The organism is Advenella sp. FME57, from assembly GCF_014897675.1.
In the GTDB taxonomy this organism is placed as follows: Bacteria; Pseudomonadota; Gammaproteobacteria; order Burkholderiales; family Burkholderiaceae_B; genus Advenella.
Map to the genome: position 1 here is coordinate 23321 of NZ_JABUXU010000008.1, position 18260 is coordinate 41580.

Genomic DNA, 18260 nt, shown 5'->3' on the forward strand with positions numbered 1-18260 from the left:
CTCATGTTTTCCTTTATTCTCAGGCGTCTGGCGATTCTGATACCGACATTTTTCGGTATCACGATCCTGACGTTTCTTCTTATTCATATGATTCCCGGTGATCCGGTGATGACGATGCTGGGTGAACGCAATGTCGACCCGGAAATGTACAAATCCCTCATGGCCCGGCTTGGGCTGGATCAGCCGCTGCACATCCAATATTTGAACTATCTGGGCGGTTTGCTGCAGGGTGATTTTGGCAAGTCCTTTTCCAGCCAGAGCAGTGTCTGGGGAGAATTTGCGGCCTTGTTTCCTGCCACGCTGGAGCTGGGCATCTGTGCCCTGTTGTTCGGCACTGTCTTCGGCATTTTGCTCGGTGTGCTGGCCGCCATCAAGCGCGGCACATTCCTTGATCATGGGGTCATGGGCCTATCGCTGACCGGGTACTCAATGCCGATTTTCTGGTGGGGCCTGATGCTGATCATGCTGTTTTCGTCCTATCTGGGCTGGACGCCGGTCTCTGGCCGCATCAGCCTGATCTATGACGTACAGCCCTATACCGGCTTCATGTTGATCGATTCGGTGATTGCGCAGATCCAGGATCCGGAATACAACAGCGGCGCTTTCCTGGATGCGGTCATGCACCTGATTCTGCCGTCTGTCGTACTGGGTACCATCCCGCTGGCGGTCATCTCGCGGATGACCCGCTCTTCGATGCTCGAAGTCATGGGCGAAGATTATGTTCGAACCGCCAGGGCCAAAGGGCTGTCGCCCAGACGTGTCATCTTTGTCCATACGCTGCGCAACGCGATGATTTCCGTGGTTACGGTGATTGGCCTGCAAATCAGCAGCTTGATTGGCGGGGCCGTGCTGACGGAAACCATTTTCTCGTGGCCGGGCATCGGCAAGTGGCTGGTCGACGCCATTTTTCGGCGCGACTATCCGGTGGTGCAAAATGGCCTGTTGATTGTGGCAGTCCTGATCATCCTGGTCAATCTGGTGGTAGACATTATTTATGGCGTTGTCAATCCGCGGATCCGTCATGCAAAATAAGGACGACATCATGAATCAACTCTCTGTGGCAGATACCAGTACAGCAACTGCTGGCGCCATCACATACCCGTCGCCCCTGCGCGAGTTTATCGACAGTTTTTCCAACAACCGGGGCGCGGTCGCGGGTTTCTGTTTTCTGGTCATCATGGTTCTGTCCGCCGCGCTGGCGCCGTGGCTGGCTCCGTACGACCCCTTGATGCAGTTTCGCGACCATATGCTGCAGCCGCCGGCCTGGCAGGAAGGCGGTAGCGCCGCCTATCTGTTGGGAACCGACGAAGCCGGGCGGGACATTCTTTCACGACTGATGCATGGTGCACGGCTGTCGCTGGTCATTGGCTTTTCAGCAGTGATTATCACACTGGTGCCCGGCATTCTGCTTGGGCTGCTGGCGGCTTTTTTCCCGCATACGGCAGGGCGTGTGCTTATGCGCATGGCCGATATCATGATGTCTTTGCCATCGGTGCTGCTGGCCATTGCAATCATGGCGGTACTCGGTCCTGGTATCACAAATGCAATGATCGCAATTGCGGTCGTGGGTTTGCCCGGTTACATGCGCATTGTGCGGGCCTCGGCCATGAGCGAGCTGAGCAAAGACTATGTCATGGCATCCAGGGTCACCGGCGCTGGCGTATTGCGCCTGATGTTCATCGCCGTGCTGCCCAACTGCATGGCACCGCTGATCGTGCAGGCGACGTTGGGGTTTTCCTCAGCCATCCTGGATATTGCAGCCCTGGGCTTTCTGGGGCTGGGCGTGCAGCCGCCGGCGCCGGAATGGGGCACAATGCTTGCCACGGCGCGCAATTACATTACCAGCGCCTGGTGGGTTGTCACATTTCCCGGCCTGACCATTCTGCTCACGGTACTGGCCATCAATCTGATGGGCGATGGCTTGCGCGATGCGCTGGATCCCAAACTGAAGCGCGCGGCGTAGGAGTCACGAATGAGTTTATTGAACATCCGTAACCTGTGCGTGCGGTTTGGCACCAAAGACAAACCCTTTCTTGCTGTCGACGGGGTTGACCTGAATGTGGATCAGGGCGAGCTGCTGGGTATTGTGGGCGAATCCGGTTCGGGCAAGTCGGTATCCATGATGGCAATGATGGGTTTGCTGGACGGACAGGGTATCGTGACTGCGGACCAGATGCTGTTTGATGGACAGGAATTGTCTGCGTTGACTGCGAAACAAAAGCGCAAGATCATCGGCAAGGATATCGCCATGATTTTTCAGGATCCGATGACTGCGTTAAATCCCAGTTATACCGTTGGCTTTCAGATTGAGGAAGTGCTCAAGGTGCATATCGGTCTTGATCGCAAGGCCCGCCGCCAGCGCGCCATTGAGCTGATGCGCGAAGTGGAAATTCCCGATCCTGAACGCCGCCTGTCGGCTTATCCTCATCAGTTGTCCGGCGGGATGAGCCAGCGTGTGGCCATTGCCATGGCGATTGCCTGTGAGCCGCGGCTGTTGATTGCCGATGAGCCCACCACCGCGCTGGACGTGACGATCCAGGCGCAAATCATGGAATTGCTGCTGCGTTTGCAAAAAGAACGCGGCATGGCCTTGCTCATGATCACGCATGACCTGGCTGTCGTCTCTGAAGTCGCGCAGCGCGTGGTGGTCATGTATGCGGGGCAAGTTGCCGAAACCGGCGCTGTGCGGGACGTCTTTTTCGAGCCGGCTCATCCATACACACGGGCATTGATTGCCTCCATTCCCGAATCGTGTCGTGGTTCGCGGCGCTTGTCTACGCTTCCCGGCATTGTGCCCGGACAATACGATCGCCCGTCGGGCTGTCTGCTCTCGCCGCGTTGTCCTATCGCTCAGGCGCGTTGCGTGCGTGAACGTCCGGAACTCATCAGCTATCGCGGCAGGGCGGTACGCTGTCATACACCGCTGATTCCCTTGCAGGAAGTCAAGTCATGAATGATATTGTATTGAAAACAGAAAACCTGACCCGCCATTATGATGTATCGCAAGGGTTCATGAAACCGCGTGCCACGCTCAAGGCGCTCAATGGCGTATCGCTGTCATTGCAGCGTGGCAAAACCCTGGCGGTCGTGGGCGAATCCGGCTGTGGCAAATCGACGCTGGCGCGGCAGATCACCATGATTGAAGCACCGACCTCCGGGACGTTGTGGCTGGAAGGGGATCAGGTGGATGCCGGATCGTATTCACAGATCAAGGCCTTGCGCAGCAAGGTGCAAATGGTGTTTCAGAATCCCTATGGCTCGCTCAATCCGCGTCGCAAGATTGGCGATCAGCTGGAAGAGCCGCTGATCATCAACACCAGCCTGAAAGAAGCCGAACGCAAGGAACGCGTACGTGACATGATGCAGCGCGTCGGCTTGCGGCCCGAGCATTATTATCGTTACCCGCATATGTTTTCCGGGGGTCAGCGCCAGCGTGTGGCCATTGCCCGTGCGATGATGCTGCGTCCCAGTATCGTCGTGGCCGATGAACCCACCTCGGCACTGGATGTATCCATTCAGGCGCAGGTGCTCAATCTTTTCCTTGATCTGCAGGATCAATTACATACATCATATGTATTCATTTCCCATAATCTGTCGGTGGTGGAGCATGTCGCTGACGAGGTGATGGTGATGTATCTGGGACGGATTGCAGAAAGCGGCCCGAAACAGACCCTGTATGAAAAACCACTACATCCATACACGCAGGCGCTGCTGTCTGCAACGCCTTCAATCTACCCCGATCGACGGACCGTGAAAATCAAGATTGAAGGCGAATTGCCGTCGCCATTGAATCCTCCTTCGGGCTGCGCTTTCCACAAGCGTTGCCCGCATGCAGTGGCACGGTGCAGTGATCAAGAGCCCATATTGCGTGAAGTGCACGGTCGGCAAGTTGCCTGTCATCTGGCCGAGCAGTTTGCATAAGGCGTCCACAGTCGTTTGCATAAGGCACTGCGGTCGTTGGCGATATGACACGTGCTGGCAAGCCGGCAGTATCGTTCTTGTTCGTGATAGAAGGTGAACCCGGCTCTGCCGGCTGTGCGGTCATGTCCGGGTAAGGTGCGTGGCAATCAGTGGCTGTAGTGGTCACCATCGTGTCGGCGTTATGGGCGCACAGTCACGGCCTGATTGCAGGTCGCTTGTCCGGATAGCGCTGATATTCATCGGCACATGTGTACATTATGGCTTGCTGCAGCAACGAATCGGATTAAATAATTAGGGAATTTCGTGACTGCTCGATTGTTTGATTGCAGAATGCGTGAGTACTTGATTGCTTGAGTGCAACACTGCTTGTTCGTTACCCGGGCCGGTCTGCATAGCGGCGGTACAGGGTTATCGGCTGCGCGTCGCATTCAGCCAGCCACTGGCTGATAGGCCGTTCATGCAGCACCATATCAGGTGCAATATCCAGCAATGGGCGCAGCACAAAAGCGCGCAGGTGCATGCGAGGATGCGGCAAAGTCAATTGCGTGGTGTCCTGCACGAGGTCGTCATAGAGGAGGATATCCAGGTCCAGTGTGCGTGGGGCATTGCGATAAGGGCGTGCCCTGCCATGGCTCAGTTCAATGGTCTGCAGCGCCTGCAGCAAGTCCGGTGCAGACAGCTCGGTGGACAGCCGTGCCACGGCGTTGATGTAGTCCGGGCCCGAAGAATCTACCGGGGCCGTTCGGTACAGGTCTGAAACCTGATGCAAAACAGTACGGGGCAGGGCGGCGATATCGTCCAGGGCCCGATACAGTGTGTCTTCGCTTTCACCCAGGTTCGACCCCAGGCCAATGTAGGCATTGTGCATCTGGCTATGAAGCCGCAGGACGGCTTGAGCTTGCGCTGCCTGCGGGACTATCGCCGCTGGTCGCGTTGCCTTTGCTGGCATTGCTGCGCCGTTTGCGCCGCTTGCGTGGGGTGCTCGCCGGCCCGGCCGCCTGCTGTTCGGCAGTGAGGGCTTCAATCATTTCTGTACGCTCTCCAGGATGGGCGTCGGCCAGATCCATCCACCATTGCGCCAGCACGCTGTCAAATTCGTTGCAGGCGGCACGCAGTTGCAGGAAATCACAAGCAGCCCGAAAGCGCGGTTGCTCCGTCATGCGCCAGATTTGTTTGGGTATGCGACGTTCAAAACGTGGCTGCATAAACCAGATTTCGCGCATGTCCGCAGTGTGCCGACGCTGTATGGCCATTTTACTGATGTGCGTGTCGATGATCAGATCGGCAGCCTGGCTCAGCGCCGGTATGGGATGTTCCTTGCGCTCCAGGTTTTTCTTCCAGTTAATATCGACCAGTCGCCACAGTAGCGCTGCAAACAGAAAGCTTGGGCTGACCGATTTGCCGGCACGGACGCGATGATCGGTTCGCTCCAGCGTCAGTTGTACGAACTGTTCGCCCCCTGGCTGCGTGAGCACCTGATCGATCAGTGGCAGGACATTTTCGTGCAGCCCTTCCTTGCGCAGCTGCTCCAGCGCGACGATGGCATTGCCACAGGTCAGCAGTTTGAGCGTCTCGTCAAACAGGCGCGAGTCCGGCACGTTTTTGATCAGTCCGGCCAGAGTGCGAATCGGGGCTTGCGTTGCCGGTTCGATCGTGCCGTTCAGTTTGGAGGCAAAGCGAACTGCACGCAACATCCGCACCGGATCTTCGCGAAAACGTTTTTCCGGGTCGCCGATCATGCGCACCAGATGATTTTTCAGATCAGCCACGCCGTTATGGTAATCAATGACGGTTTCCTTGACCGGATCGTAATACAGGGCGTTGAGGGTGAAGTCGCGACGGGCAGCATCTTCTTGCTGCGTGCCGAACACATTGTCATTGAGAATGCGGCCATCGGCATCGGTGTGCTGGTCCCCCTGCGATGGGGCGCGGAATGTGGAGGTCTCGATAATTTCCTGGCCGAAGACGACGTGCACCAGTTGGAACCGCCTGCCAATGATGCGGGCCCGCCGGAACAGCGGCCGGATTTCCTCGGGCGTGGCACTGGTGGCAACATCAAAATCCTTGGGTTCGTAGCCCAGGACCAGGTCGCGCACTGCACCGCCCACAATAAATGCATCGTAGCCCTTTTGTTGCAGTACTTCGCACACCTTGATGGCGTTGCGCGAGACCAGGCGTCGGTCAATCTTGTGGTGCTCGTGGGAGTAGACCCGGTGTTTATCTTTCAGGACGGGCGCGGCAAAAAGCCGGCTGACGAATGTGCGAATGGTATTTTTGATCATGTGATTGTTTTTGTTGGTCCCTGTTATTGCAAAGGAAATAGATCCAGCACCGGCCAGCCTTTTTTGTTTGCCAGTTCGCGTAGCGGCGGTACCGGGTTGGTTGCAACCGGATGGGTCACTGCTTCAAGCAGCGGGATATCGTTCTGGGAGTCGCTGTAGAACCAGCTTTCGGTAAAGTGCTCGAGCGTCAGGCCCATGCTGCCCAGCCATTCATTGACGCGGACGATTTTGCCGTTCTGATAACTGGGCGTACCCACGACCTTGCCGGTGTAACGGCCATTTTTGTATTCCGGAACCGTACCGATCACATGCGGAATGCCAAAGGCGCGGGCAACAGGCGCTATAACGAATTCGTTGGTGGCCGACACCAGACAACACAGGTCGCCCTGTTCCAGATGTTTTGCAACCAGGGCCACCGCCTTGTCGCGCATGGCGGGCCTGACCACTTCGTGCATGTACTGTTCGTGAAAGCGCGCCAGCTCATAGGGTGTATGCAGGTTCAGAAAACTCAGCATGAATTCAACCGATTCTTCTATTTTCAGCGTACCCGCCGTGTATTTTTCCATGAGTTCATGGTTTTTTGCCTGCACGACCTTAGGATCGCCGCCCCAGCCATTGCGGGCCAGAAAATCTACCCAGTGGCGATCAGTATCGATTGGCAGCAGGGTATGGTCAAGGTCAAACAGGGCGAGTCGTTGCGTCATAGTCAAATAATGTATTTTTCAGGAATGTCTGGATTGAAGGTAGGATTTTAACAAGGGAACGGTGATTGATCGCTTTTCAGCAAGCGAATAGCGATCAAGGGCATCAAGTAGCGATGACAGGGCACTCATATCACGGGCGTAATAGTTGAACATCCAGTTGGTGACTTCGGCGCTGAGCGGGATACCTTTGTCTGATGCCCGTTGCAGCAACGCGCTGCGGCGTTCATCGTCGGTCAGGGTCTCAAGGCGATAAACCAGGTCCCAGGCAAGGCGCGTGCGCAGATCTTCGCGTATTTCCAGCTGGCGGGGGGCACACGGGCCGCTGGCCAGCAGGGTAAACGCCTCGGGCGTATGCTGGCTGGTCTTCCACTGGTTGAACAGGCCGAACAGGGCTGCCGCCTGTGCCTCGGACAGGTTATGCACATCGTCCACCGCTATTATGCTGCCTGGCGCGACGGGTTCGCCCGGGTCCGGCAGGATATCGGTCGCCGTATTCAGGTAGAGACCGTGCTGGCGCGTGGCAGCGCGCAGCAAATGGGTTTTGCCGCTGCCGTGTTCGCCCCAAAGATAGATGCTTTGTCCGGCGGCAACGGCAAGCAGGCGGCTGACCGTTTCGCCATTGCGACCCGTTACGAAATTGTCAAAACGGGGAGGTACGACCGGCAGGACGTCCAGGATAAGTTGTTCTTTCATGTTTTATAAAAATCACTGCGACGATACTGGCCGTATACACGGCGGATCAGCACCGACAGGGCAGCACTGATGGGTAGGGCCATCAGCACCCCGAAGAAACCGAAAATCTGTCCGAAGACAAACAGTGCAAAAATAATGACCAGCGGGTGCAAGCCGATACGTTCGCCCATGATTTTGGGCGTCAGTACCGTGCCTTCCAGGATTTGCCCCAGCCCATAGACGATGGCCACGGAAATCAGGCCATAATAATTGTCAAACTGCAACAGCGCCGACAAAATGGCCAGCAACAGGCCGAAAGTCACCCCAAGATAGGGGATGAACACCAGCATGCCGGTCAATACCCCGATCGGAATCGCACTTTCGAACCCGGCCAGCGACAGGCCGACACTATAATAGACGGCCAGGATCAGCATGACCAGGATCTGGCCGCGCAAAAAGCTGGACAACAGGCGATCAATATCATGAAATACGCTAAGGGTACCATCCAGATAGCGTCGCGGTATGACTTCGCGGATCGACTGGATGAACTTGTCCCAGTCAAACAGCAGATAAACCAGTACCACGGGCGTGATCAGCACGTTCACGAAAAAGAAAATGACGGCCGATCCGCTGGACTTGGCATAGGTGATGATGGTTGTTGTCAGACTGTCGGTGCCGGTAATGGCATCCTGCAGCACCGCCCGGATCTTGAGGATGTCAATTTCGGCCGATACGCCAAACAGATGGTTCAGGCGGGGGGCCAGGTTGATATTGTATTGCGCAACCCAGCCGGGCAACTGTTCAATAGCCAGCCCGACTTCCTTGCGCACAAGGGGGATGACAATCAGCAGTACCCCCAGGATGATGGCAAACAATAGAAAAAACATGATGCCGACGGCCAGCCAGCGAGGAAATTTGAGGGCGACAAGCATGTTCACGCCGGGCACCAGAATATAGGCCAGCGCCATGCCAAGCATGAATGGAGTCAATACCGGGGACAGAACATACAGGAGAACGAGTAGTACCAGGCCGACTCCTGACCAGAGAAGGGTCTGTTTCCGGCGCAAAATATATTCGTTCATCGTAAAATAAGGCCTTCCTGTTCGATTAATTGACATTTTACATATTTAGGCAGCTTGCTCATGACAAATTCAAACAAATCTTCCTTAACGTATCGAGATGCGGGGGTAGACATCGACGCCGGGGATGCGCTGGTTGACCGGATCAAGCCGCTGGCGGCCAAAACCATGCGCGAGGGCGTCATGGCAGGTATCGGCGGTTTTGGGGCTTTGTTTGAAGTACCGAAGAAATTTCGCGAGCCGGTGCTGGTTTCCGGAACCGACGGTGTTGGCACCAAACTGCGCCTGGCCTTTGAGTGGAACCGCCATAGTACCGTGGGCATAGACCTGGTGGCCATGAGCGTTAACGATATCCTGGTGCAGGGCGCGGAACCGCTGTTTTTCCTGGATTATTTCGCTTGTGGCAAATTGTCGGTCGACACCGCAGCCCAGGTGGTGGGTGGTATTGCCAAAGGCTGCGAGTTGTCCGGTTGCGCCCTGATCGGCGGTGAAACGGCTGAAATGCCTGGCATGTACCCCGACGGCGAATATGATCTGGCCGGTTTTGCGGTTGGCGCAGTCGATAAATCGGCCATTATCAATGGTAAAAGTATTGGTGAAGGCGATCGTATTCTTGGCCTGGCCTCAAGCGGCGCGCATTCCAATGGTTTTTCGCTCATTCGCAAGATTCTGGAGCGCGCCGGCGCCCGTCCGGACGATGATTTCCACGGCCAGCCACTGATTGACGTGGTCATGGCGCCCACCCGCATCTATGTAAAACAGGTGCTGGCAGCGCTGGCCCAGCATGGCACCGCGATCAAGGGCTTGGCGCATATTACCGGTGGGGGGCTGCTTGACAACGTTCCGCGTATCTTGCAGGAAGGCCTGAGCGCGCGTATTGACAAGTCCGCCTGGACGTTACCGCCCCTGTTCCAGTGGCTGCAGCAGGAAGGACAGGTTGCCGACACCGAAATGCATCGCGTATTCAATTGCGGTATCGGCATGGTTATCGTGGTTGCCGCCGATCAGGCTGCGGCTATTGCCGCGACCCTGCAGGAACAGGGCGAAACCGTCTTCGATCTCGGACAGATCGTGCGCCAGGAAGACGGCATGCCCCAGGCTGTGGTGGTCTGATGTGCTGCGGGCCGGCGGGCCCGGTGGGTATCTTGCTTGGCGGTTGGGCTTTTACCGTGGCATGACAGTGGCGGCGGCCTCGATAACGCGGCTCGCAACGTCTGCCTGCAGGCAATCGATGACCTGACGGTCGGGCATGCTGCGCAACCATGTGAGCTGCCGCTTGGCAAGTTGCCTGGTGGCGGCAATGGCTTTTTCCCGCGCGTGCTTCAGGCTGTCGTGGCCGGCAAGATGTTGCCAGATCTGGCGATAACCGACGCAGCGTATCGCGGGTAAATTCTCATGCAGATCCCCCCGGCGCCACAGCTGCTCCACTTCTCCCACCAGCCCCTGATCAAGCATCTGGTCAAAACGCAGGGCAATGCGATCGTGCAACTGCAGGCGCTCCGAAGGCTCCAGGCTCACCATATGAAACGTATCAGTACCAGCGCGTTCGCCTTCAGCCGCTATCAGCGAAGAATACGGTTGGCCGGTAATCAGGCAGACTTCAAGCATGCGCTGGATTCGCTGTCGGTCATTGGGGGCAAGCCGGGCCGCCGTGACCGGATCATGGCGCTGCAAAAGCGCATGCACGTGCGGCCAGCCATGCTGCTTTGCCATTTGCTCAATATCGGCGCGGATGTTCGGATCGGCCTGCGGCAGTGCATGCAAGCCCTGGCGCAGCGCATTGAAGTACATCATGGTGCCGCCAGCCAGCACGGGTATGCAACCGCGTGCGCGTATCTGATCGATCAGCAGTTGGGTATCCTGTACAAATTGCGCGGCACTATACGATTCGGTCGGATCCCGGATATCCAGCAGGTGCTGGGGTGTTGTTGCCTGTTCCTGCGGCGTGGGCTTGGCAGTGCCAATATCCATGCCGATATAGATGGTGGCTGAATCGACATTAATGATTTCGATCGGCCAGCGCCGGGCCAGCGCCAGCACGCTGGCGCTCTTGCCTGATGCGGTAGGGCCGGCCAGGCAGAATACCGGCTGCGTCACTGGCCGCGCATGAACAGACGATCCAGGTCGTTCATGCTCCATTGAAACCAGGTCGGGCGGCCGTGATTGCATTGGTTGGCCCGTTCCGTATGCTCCATCTGGCGCAGCAGGGCATTCATTTCTTCAACAGTCAGGCGGCGATTGGCACGCACCGAACCGTGGCAAGCCATGGTCGAGAGCAGTTCATTGCGCTGACCGGTAAGCTGTTCGGAGTGGCCCACCATCTCCAGTTCTTTCAGGACATTGAGAACCAGCGATTCAATGTCACCGCCAGCCAGCAGGCTGGGCACCGACCGCACGGCCAGCGACTGCGGGCCGGTGGCGCTGATGGTCAGGCCGAGCGTGACCAGCTGTTCCTTATGGCTTTCCATCACGGCGATATCGCGCTCGGAACAATGAATCACATATGGAACCAGCAGTTCCTGCTGAGGCAATGCCTGCTGGTCGAGCAGCGTCTTCAGGCGTTCATAGACCACACGCTCATGTGCGGCATGCATATCGACCAGGATCAGTCCCCGGGCATTCTGGGCCAGAATATATATGCCATGAAGTTGTCCCAGCGCCATGCCCAGCGGATAGGGGTCCGCCTCATCGCCGGTGTCAGGCAGGCCAATGCCGGCGCTGGCGACTCCATTGGCTGCGGGATTAAAGACGGTTGCTGCCCCGGGCGTGGCAAGATTGTGTTGTGGTTCGTTCAGGTGTTGCGGCGCGGATTCCAGTGGCGAGTAGAACTGTTTCCAGTGCTGCGTTGATTGGGGTGAGGCGCTGTGCAAATGCAGGGAGGATTGATAGCCGGGGGTGATACGGACTGTCTGCCTGCCATCTGCACCGTCGCTGGCGCGACCATTATCTGAATCCTGTATATAGGTAGCCTGTTCGGCCGGTTCCAGGCCGGCTGGCATTCTGGCAGGCAGGGCATTGGCTGCGGTCGCTTCGCCGCCGACACCTGCCAGGGCCTGGGTGAGCACCTGTCCCACAAAGCGATGAATGGCGCCGCTGTCCCGAAAGCGCACCTCATGCTTGGCTGGGTGTACGTTCACGTCGACCGCAGTGGGATCAATATCCAGGAACAGCACATAGGCAGGCTGCCGGTCGCCATGCAGGACATCGGCATAGGCGGTGCGTACGGCGTGCGTGACGGTGCGATCGCGTACAAAGCGACCATTCACATACAGATACTGACGGTCGGCGCGGGCACGCGCAGCGTTGGGCAGCGTGATCAAGCCGCGCAACCCGGCAGTGGGCAATTGGGCGTCTACGGGCAGCCCGGCTTGAGTAAATTCATTGCCCAGCACATCCCGGATGCGTTGCAATAAATCGACCGGCATCCACTGTTTGTAGGCTTTGCCATTATGAAACAGGCGAAAGGCGATGGCCGGGTTGGCCAAGGCAATGCGCTCGGCGACAGTCAGGCAGTGGCCCAGTTCGGTGGGTTCGGATTTCAGAAACTTGCGACGGGCCGGAACGGCGTCAAAAAGCTGGCGCACATCAATGGTTGTTCCTGTGCTGCCAGCCGCCGGGCTGATCTGCAGCGCAGTCCCATCAATCTGCCAGGCATGATCGTCGTTTTCGGTGCGGGATGTGAGGGTCAGGCGAGCCACCGAGGCAATGGAGGCCAGGGCTTCACCACGAAACCCCATGGAGCTGACCGACTCCAGGTCTCCCAGGCTGTTGATCTTACTGGTCGCATGACGGGTTACTGCGAGCGCCAGTTCTTCCTGGGGAATGCCATGGCCGTCATCGGTAATGCAAATGCGGCGAATGCCGCCGCCGTCGAGCCTGATTTCAATACTGCGGGCGCCTGCGTCCAATGCGTTCTCCAGCAGTTCCTTGAGAACAGAGGCCGGACGTTCAATGACCTCTCCGGCCGCGATCTGGCTAATCAGCGTGTCGGGCAGGGGAGCGATATGGCGGCGGTCGGACATGGAGGCAGCGTAAAGAGTGACGGGCAATTTTTCATTTTAGCGTGTTTGACGATTGCCGTACACGCAAGTCGGGGCATGGCGGATCAGTTGTCTGGCGATGCCGCAAGCAATAACGCCTCCGAAGACGAAGGCGTTATGTAGGCAAAGGGGTGCCGGTTTCCCTGAGGAACCCGTTTGGCGGCATCAGCCAACCCTGGCCAGTGGCGGGTTGGTGGAGAAATAATCATTAACGCCGGAGAAAATGGCCTTGGCGATCTGGCGCTGGTTGGCCGGACTACGCAGGAAATTTTCCTCTTGCGGGTTGCTGATAAAAGCCGTCTCCACCAGAATGGAAGGGATATCCGGCGCCTTGAGCACGGCAAACCCCGCCTGTTCCACCTTGCGACTGTGAATGCCGTTGATTCGCGCCAGCGAACCCAGCACGCGGTGGCCGATTTTCAGGGAATCATTGATTTGCGCGGTGGTGGACATGTCCAGCAGCACACTGGCTGTCTGGCGGTCATGTGCGCCAATATCCAGGCCGCCGATCAGATCGGATGCATTTTCTTTTTTGGCCAGCCAGCGGGCGGCAGCACTCGAGGCGCCGTTGCGGGACAGGGCAAATACCGAGGTACCGCGCGCAGAGCGATTGGTGAACGCATCGGCATGAATCGACACGAACAGATCTGCCTTGACCCGACGCGCTTTTTGCACCCGAACATGCAGCGGCACGAAAAAGTCAGACTCGCGCGTCATGTAAGCCCGCATATTGGGCTGTGAATTGATGACATCGCGCAACTGGCGTCCGATGGCCAGGACAATATCTTTTTCGCGTGTGCCACGCATGCCGACAGCGCCAGGATCTTCGCCGCCGTGGCCGGGGTCAATGGCCACCAGTATCGGACGATTCGGATTGGCGCGGGATGGTTGGCGGCCGGCCGTGGCAGGGTTGACCTGGCCGCTGACCGAAGGTACCGGCGCGTTACTGCTATTCTGGGCCAGATTGTCCAATACCTGTGCCAATGGATCATTTTCCAGATCTCTGGCCAGTGCCAGGATCGGATCCTTGGCGATTTTGGGATACAGATCCAGTACAAGCCGGTACTGGTAGTCGCCTACCGGTTTCAGCGTGAACACCTGCGGGGCAATGTCCTGTTTCAGGTCGAAGACCAGGCGCACCACATCCGCGCGGTTCTGTGCCACACGCACAGTGGCAATATAGGGGTCATTGGGGCGAATTTTGGAAATCAGCGAATTGAGCGCCTGGCTGATGGTCAGACCCTGAATGTCCACCACCAGTCGATTGGGATTGCCCAGCATGAAATGCTCGGCCTGCAGTGGTGCGTTCAGTTCCAGCGTAACCCGGGTATATTCGTCGGCAGGCCAGGTACGTACGGCCAGAATCTGTCCGCCGGCAGCAGATGCAACTTTGGAGATGACGGGAAGGGACAGCAGTGTGGCGGACGCGCCCAGAATGCGCCGACGGGTTATTGGTCGCCTGTTGGCATTTTCCTGTGAATGAGCTTTGTTATCCATGTCTTGCCCTTTTCCGAAAAAGCGTTAAATTGTGCCGTTCTTCCAGCCGATTCGTATATCAGGTGCAGCTCAAGATCGGGTGTTGGCAACCCGGGTCCTGCTTTATCTGCCCACTCTATAAATACAATTGCGTCTTCACCTAGATTCTCACGAAAACCGGCTTCATGCCATTCTTCGGTATCGGTAAATCTATAAAAATCAAAGTGATACAAGTATAAACTAGAAACTTTATAGGTTTCAAGCAAAGTATAGGTGGGACTCTTAATTCGTCCCTTGATACCCATGGCCCTCAGAAAATGACGAACAAAGGTCGTTTTGCCAGCGCCCAGGTCGCCTTTCAGATACACTTTTGCGTTTTTTTCTGTGCCCGGTTTTTTATCGTAACTATTTGAAAAGTAATGAGAAAGAATCTCTGAAAGGGCCTTTGCGAGGTGCTCGGTCGCCGCTTCATCGGGCAGATATAGAGAGGTGCTTGCCAGGGGCTCAAGAGGGGATGTTTGCAAGTTGGACATGGAAATTGGGCCGTTCCGGGAAAAGAAACATAATGTAAATTATAAGAAATCCATCGGAACTACCTAAAATTTAATGGAAATTAATTGGCAATCCGTGGCTAATTTACCAATTTTTGCCCGACGAACAGCCAGAAGGGAATCGTAATGACTGAAAACACAGTCCCGATGGAAATGGCGGTCGCGACACAGCGCCCGTCGCCGCCCATGCGGGCGGCCAGAATATAGGCGGCCGAGGCGGGCGGCAATGCGGCAAACAGAACGAGTATATTGGTTTCCAGCGGGGACAGGGCCAGCATGAACGCCAGTATCAGCGCAAATACCGGCATGGCCAGCAGCCGGATACCCAGAACCCAGGAAATGACGGCGCGGTCCTGGTTGCCGCCAGCCAGAGACAGACTGGCGCCCACGCACAGCAGCCCCAGCGGAATGGCGCTATTGCCCAGTTTGGATAAGGTCATGTTTACGGTGTTTTCCAATCCGATACCTGAAAAATTGAGCAATAGACCAGCCAGCGTAGCCAGAACCAATGGGTTTTTCAGAATTTCCAGCCACACATTGGAACCTTGAAAGCGGGCGAGCGACTTTACAGCCAGTACATTGGCAATCGGTACCGAAAATCCCACCAGCACCGCCATAATGGCCTGTCCTTGGCTGCCAGCCAGAGCGGCCGCCAGTGAAAATCCAATATAGGTGTTGAAACGATAGGCGCATTGGGCCAGCGAAGCCAGCGCTATCGGACGTGGCTTCAGGAGGGGGCGGGCCAGCCACGCAGCCAGGTAGCCGGCAAGGCACAGCAGAATCGACACGGCAAGCAGACGGCCTGCGGAGCTGGCGGAAATAGGCGTGAAGGCGATAGACTGAACAAGCAGGGCCGGAAACAGGATGTAGTAAACGAGTTTTTCGGTATTGGTGAAAAATTCGCGGGAGAACTTCAGTTTGTGAAGCAGGACCCAGCCCAGCGCGACAATGAGACAGTCTGGGATAACGAGCAGGGCAATATGCATAGGAAAATCGTATTTGGATAGGCAGAAATTAGGCTAGAATCAGATCATAGTTCAGAAAGCAGCGGCGGTTTGCCATTATCATTTTTTGTTGTGAATAAATAACCATGCCAGATCAGCAAGTGGCGCCAGCCCACCAGCATGCCATTGATCCATTTATTGACGCCTTGTGGCTGGAAGACGGATTGTCGCAGAATACGCTCATGGCCTATAGACAGGATCTCAAGGGGCTGGCCGATTTCCTGGCAAAGCGAAAGCCGTCCAAAACGCTGCTGGAGACCACCAAGGATGACATTGAAGCCTGGTTTGCCGCCAGGCATGCCCACAGCAAAGCCACCACGGCCAATCGCCGACTGGCTACGCTCAAACGATATTTTGCCTGGGCCATCCGTACCCATCAGATCAGTGAAGATCCGTGCCTTACCCTGCATTCGGCCCGCCAGCCGACACGGTTTCCCAAAACCATGAGCGAGCAGCAGGTGGACCAGTTGCTGGAGGCGCCCAACACCCGGGATGCACTGGGATTGCGGGACCGCGCCATGCTAGAGACCCTGTACGCGTCGGGCCTGCGGGTTACCGAGCTGGTCAGCCTGAAGGTGCTGCATTTGAGCCTGAACGAGAACGTCGTACGGGTGGTCATGGGCAAGGGCGGCAAGGACCGGCTGGTCCCGGTGGGCGCGCAGGCGGCCTACTGGCTGGAGCGCTATCTGAAAGAGGCGCGCCCCGACTTGCTGGGTCTGCGTCAGTCCGATGATTTGTTTCTGACCCGTCGCGCCACCGGTATGACGCGGCAGGCATTCTGGCAATTGATTAAAAAATATGCGCTGCAGGCAGATATTCATACGCCGCTGTCGCCGCATACCCTGCGGCACGCTTTTGCCACCCATTTGCTCAATCACGGCGCAGATCTGCGTGTTGTGCAATTGCTGCTTGGGCATGCCGATATTTCCACCACCCAAATCTATACCCACGTGGCGCGTGAGCGGCTCAAGCAGTTGCATGCGCAACACCACCCGCGGGCATAAGCCGCAGGCCTGGCAGTTGCAGTAGAATATCCGGTTCCATCAACAAAAATACAAATCAGTGAACCGGATATGGCTGCCAGCAAACACGTATCGGAAACGCCTGCCACCCAAATGTTGAAGAAACATAAAGTGGCCTATACCGAACACACTTACGATTATATTGAGCACGGCGGCACCGCAGAGGCGGCGCGGCAACTGGGCGTTGATTCGCATGCCGTGGTCAAGACGCTTATCCTGGAAGATGAACACGCCAAACCGCACGTGATGCTGATGCACGGCGATTGCGAAGTGTCGATGAAAAACCTGGCGCGCCAGGCCAGCGTCAAGAAAATGCAGCCGTGCCAGGCAGCAGTGGCGCCCAGACATTCGGGATACCAGATCGGCGGCACCTCGCCTTTCGGAACACGCAAGCGAATGCCTGTATGGGTGGAGCAAAGCGTGCTGGATTTGCAGCAGATTTATATCAATGGCGGGCGACGTGGTTATCTGCTGGGGATTGATCCGCAGGTGCTGGTGACGCTATTGCAGGCAAACTCCGTGAGCGTGGCCAACGACGGGCGCGCAGCCTGAGCAGTGCCTGCTAAGCTTGTGTACCGAGCTGTTCCCAGAGAACAACAGTCAATGGCTGGTTTACAGCAGGGCAGGCTGCGCAACAGGGCTGCTGACTGGCGGCCTGAGCCCGCGTGTTGCCCCGGAAGCATCGCGCTGCAAGTACTCAATGGGGCCGGTTGACAGAGTCCGCATTGACCTCGTCCCAGAAGGACTTGCCGCAAATCTTGCAGCGGTCTTCATAGCTCGGATCGCACAGGATTTCGGTAATTTCACGCGCACCCGGATACGATTGCGCAACGTCCGCCGAGCATTCATTGCAAACCAATGCATTCAGATAATAATCTTCATGTTGTGGCTCTCTGCGCTTGCGGATTGCATAGTGTTTCATGACAGTTCCTCGGCCGGTCATAATGCCAAATTAATACTACAAAGGCTATCCAGTTGAAAAGCAGGGTTTACACTAGTCAGGCATGGGCTGAGCGCCGACATTGCCTGCGGCACTTTCGGAAAAAGGGCAGGTGGCTGCGGAAACGACAGCACGCGCTGCCGATCTATTCGATTACTTTATCCATGGGAATAGTGCCATCATTCGGAGTGTTGCCTGTGATGGCATCATCGTGATTGGCTGTCGCATTTGTCACCCCTGCTGGTTTTTATTGGGTCGTGCAACGATTGCCAGGTCCATTATCACGATGATTTGGCATATAATGCTGGGTGATTTTAACCGTTCTCGCCGTAGTTAAATGGATATAACCGACCCCTCCTAAGGGCCAATTACAGGTTCGATTCCTGTCGGCGAGGCCAGCAATCTTTATCTGATTTTGCAAAAACATAAATTATTATAAAAATCAGCAGGTTATTCGGTTGTGGTTTTTGCTGTTTTATCTTTTTTTAAAGAAATCGAAGATAGAACTCCCCAGAAACTCCCCAGAATTTTCCGAAAAACGACCCACGCGGTCAGCATGCAAAAAACAG

18 protein-coding genes and 1 tRNA gene are annotated in these 18260 nt (G+C 56.4%); 8 read left to right on the top strand and 11 right to left on the bottom strand.

Translation table 11 applies throughout. The annotated features are described in order from the left end of the window. The first annotated feature begins 3 nt into the window (after positions 1-3). Genes INT32_RS10715 through INT32_RS10730 form a run of 4 tightly spaced genes read left to right on the top strand, consistent with a single transcriptional unit; the run spans position 4 to position 3921 of the window. Entirely contained in the window at positions 4-1032 is a 1029-nt protein-coding gene (locus INT32_RS10715; protein ID WP_193088725.1) for an ABC transporter permease subunit, read from the top strand. 7 nt (positions 1033-1039) lie between these two features. Continuing rightward, positions 1040-1963, top strand: coding sequence for an ABC transporter permease subunit (locus tag INT32_RS10720; RefSeq protein WP_370540218.1), 924 nt, complete (start codon positions 1040-1042; stop codon positions 1961-1963). 9 nt (positions 1964-1972) lie between these two features. Beyond that, positions 1973-2953, top strand: a complete 981-nt coding sequence (locus tag INT32_RS10725) for an ABC transporter ATP-binding protein (RefSeq protein WP_193088727.1) — start codon at positions 1973-1975, stop codon at positions 2951-2953. Continuing rightward, on the top strand, positions 2950-3921 hold the full coding sequence (locus INT32_RS10730) for a peptide ABC transporter ATP-binding protein (protein ID WP_193088728.1): 972 nt from the start codon (positions 2950-2952) through the stop codon (positions 3919-3921). The genes INT32_RS10725 and INT32_RS10730 overlap by 4 nt, the downstream gene beginning before the upstream one ends. 373 nt (positions 3922-4294) lie before the next feature. Here INT32_RS10730 and folK read toward each other — a convergent pair whose 3' ends face one another. The 5 genes from folK to INT32_RS10755 are packed head-to-tail and all read right to left on the bottom strand — an operon-like array spanning position 4295 to position 8661. Further along, the gene (folK, locus tag INT32_RS10735) at positions 4295-4789 is read right to left on the bottom strand and encodes a 2-amino-4-hydroxy-6-hydroxymethyldihydropteridine diphosphokinase (RefSeq protein WP_193088729.1); all 495 of its coding nucleotides are present in this window, start codon (positions 4787-4789) and stop codon (positions 4295-4297) included. Between the two features lie 4 nt (positions 4790-4793). Next, positions 4794-6203: a polynucleotide adenylyltransferase PcnB gene (gene pcnB, locus INT32_RS10740; RefSeq protein ID WP_193088730.1), complete on the bottom strand. Its 1410-nt coding sequence runs from the start codon at positions 6201-6203 to the stop codon at positions 4794-4796. A gap of 23 nt (positions 6204-6226) precedes the next feature. Next, positions 6227-6907, bottom strand: coding sequence for an HAD family phosphatase (locus INT32_RS10745; protein WP_193088731.1), 681 nt, complete (start codon positions 6905-6907; stop codon positions 6227-6229). 18 nt (positions 6908-6925) lie between these two features. Next, complete coding sequence (gene hda, locus INT32_RS10750; protein ID WP_193088732.1) at positions 6926-7600, bottom strand: DnaA regulatory inactivator Hda; 675 nt, start codon at positions 7598-7600, stop codon at positions 6926-6928. Next, positions 7597-8661 (bottom strand): AI-2E family transporter, encoded by a 1065-nt coding sequence (locus INT32_RS10755; protein WP_193088733.1) that lies wholly within the window; start codon positions 8659-8661, stop codon positions 7597-7599. The genes hda and INT32_RS10755 overlap by 4 nt, the downstream gene beginning before the upstream one ends. A 60-nt stretch (positions 8662-8721) precedes the next feature. Here INT32_RS10755 and purM point away from each other — a divergent pair, with 60 nt between their 5' ends. After that, entirely contained in the window at positions 8722-9771 is a 1050-nt protein-coding gene (gene purM / locus INT32_RS10760) for a phosphoribosylformylglycinamidine cyclo-ligase (RefSeq protein ID WP_193088734.1), read from the top strand. 51 nt (positions 9772-9822) lie between these two features. Here the strand turns inward: purM and miaA are convergent, their stop codons facing one another. From miaA to INT32_RS10785, 5 genes are all read right to left on the bottom strand, one after another. Next, positions 9823-10797 (bottom strand): tRNA (adenosine(37)-N6)-dimethylallyltransferase MiaA, encoded by a 975-nt coding sequence (miaA, locus tag INT32_RS10765; RefSeq protein WP_193088735.1) that lies wholly within the window; start codon positions 10795-10797, stop codon positions 9823-9825. Next, positions 10752-12680 carry a DNA mismatch repair endonuclease MutL gene (gene mutL, locus INT32_RS10770; protein ID WP_193088736.1) on the bottom strand — a complete coding sequence of 643 codons (1929 nt, stop codon included), beginning with the start codon at positions 12678-12680 and terminating at the stop codon, positions 10752-10754. Before mutL ends, miaA begins: the two co-directional genes overlap by 46 nt. A gap of 183 nt (positions 12681-12863) precedes the next feature. Next, on the bottom strand, positions 12864-14195 hold the full coding sequence (locus tag INT32_RS10775; protein ID WP_193088737.1) for an N-acetylmuramoyl-L-alanine amidase: 1332 nt from the start codon (positions 14193-14195) through the stop codon (positions 12864-12866). Continuing rightward, complete coding sequence (tsaE, locus tag INT32_RS10780; RefSeq protein WP_193088738.1) at positions 14147-14707, bottom strand: tRNA (adenosine(37)-N6)-threonylcarbamoyltransferase complex ATPase subunit type 1 TsaE; 561 nt, start codon at positions 14705-14707, stop codon at positions 14147-14149. Before tsaE ends, INT32_RS10775 begins: the two co-directional genes overlap by 49 nt. 98 nt (positions 14708-14805) lie before the next feature. Next, the gene (locus INT32_RS10785) at positions 14806-15711 is read right to left on the bottom strand and encodes an AEC family transporter (RefSeq protein ID WP_193088739.1); all 906 of its coding nucleotides are present in this window, start codon (positions 15709-15711) and stop codon (positions 14806-14808) included. Between the two features lie 104 nt (positions 15712-15815). Here INT32_RS10785 and xerD point away from each other — a divergent pair, with 104 nt between their 5' ends. Further along, positions 15816-16733: a site-specific tyrosine recombinase XerD gene (gene xerD / locus INT32_RS10790; protein ID WP_193088740.1), complete on the top strand. Its 918-nt coding sequence runs from the start codon at positions 15816-15818 to the stop codon at positions 16731-16733. A 69-nt stretch (positions 16734-16802) separates the two neighbouring features. Beyond that, on the top strand, positions 16803-17303 hold the full coding sequence (ybaK, locus tag INT32_RS10795; RefSeq protein ID WP_193088741.1) for a Cys-tRNA(Pro) deacylase: 501 nt from the start codon (positions 16803-16805) through the stop codon (positions 17301-17303). Positions 17304-17448: 145 nt separating this feature from the next. Here the strand turns inward: ybaK and INT32_RS10800 are convergent, their stop codons facing one another. Next, the gene (locus INT32_RS10800; protein WP_193088742.1) at positions 17449-17673 is read right to left on the bottom strand and encodes a hypothetical protein; all 225 of its coding nucleotides are present in this window, start codon (positions 17671-17673) and stop codon (positions 17449-17451) included. A gap of 341 nt (positions 17674-18014) precedes the next feature. On the opposite strand from INT32_RS10800, the gene INT32_RS10805 reads away from it, so the two are divergent. Continuing rightward, positions 18015-18089 (top strand) — tRNA-Arg (locus tag INT32_RS10805). Positions 18090-18260: the final 171 nt, after the last annotated feature.